1 protein-coding gene is annotated in these 833 nt (G+C 46.3%); it reads right to left on the minus strand.

Annotated features, from left to right (window positions below):
• Positions 1-191 precede the first annotated feature (191 nt).
• Positions 192-401, minus strand: coding sequence for a YdgH/BhsA/McbA-like domain containing protein (locus ACFFNX_RS52550; protein ID WP_001555313.1), 210 nt, complete (start codon positions 399-401; stop codon positions 192-194).
• Positions 402-833: the final 432 nt, after the last annotated feature.

Genomic DNA, 833 nt, shown 5'->3' on the forward strand with positions numbered 1-833 from the left:
GGGTGGTTTGTTGCCATTTTTACCTGTCTGCTGCCGTGATCGCACCGAACGCGTTTTGGCGGTGCGTACAATCATGCCTTTATGTTAAATGACAGATGCAAAAAAAACGAAGGGGCCTGAAGGTTTTCCTGCTTAGGGACGAAACAGGCCGCCTCCCGGCGACCTGTTCGGCAGCTCCCTCTGCGACCATCTTATTTGGTCAGTTCAGCCGTCATGTGGACACGGTTATTGAAGTGAGCGCTGGTGATTTTGTATGACGCACCTTGTTCAGCGGCCTGTGCGGCAATTTTTGCTTCAGCACGATCCAGAGTGGAGGCGGTAGCGCTGACGCTCTGAGCAAATGCACCGAAAGACATCATGGATAGAGCGGTAACTGCAACGAAAGTTTTGATGGATTTCATGGTCATATTCCTTAAGTCATTTTGTTCTGTATATGGCGTTGTTGCCATGATGTGATAAATGATAGGACGACGATAGGCTGATTAAAATCGAAACAATTTGCTGATGTTGTTCAAAAAAACAGAATAAAAACTTTGGGTATATCAAAACCAGGCGTGAGCTCTGATTTAAGGGCAGGATGGGGGGCTAAGCTGGAATCCCAGAAAATTCCGTCATTAAAGCGAGTCACAGACAGCTTTGCATGACATTGAATAAGTGACGGGTTATGTGACGAATTCTATGTCGAAATCGCTGTTTCTGTGAGTGTCACTCAATCTGTCGTTTGTGTGACACTCCTGTAAAAAACTGGTCACGGAAAAATCCAGGTTTCCGGCCTGGAACCCCAGGATGAATAGCCTCGAGGATTCGTACAATTAAGGGATTATGGTAAATCC

Origin of the sequence: Actinoallomurus acaciae (assembly GCF_042429965.1) — a bacterium.
Classification (GTDB): Bacteria; Actinomycetota; Actinomycetes; order Streptosporangiales; family Streptosporangiaceae; genus Actinoallomurus; species Actinoallomurus acaciae.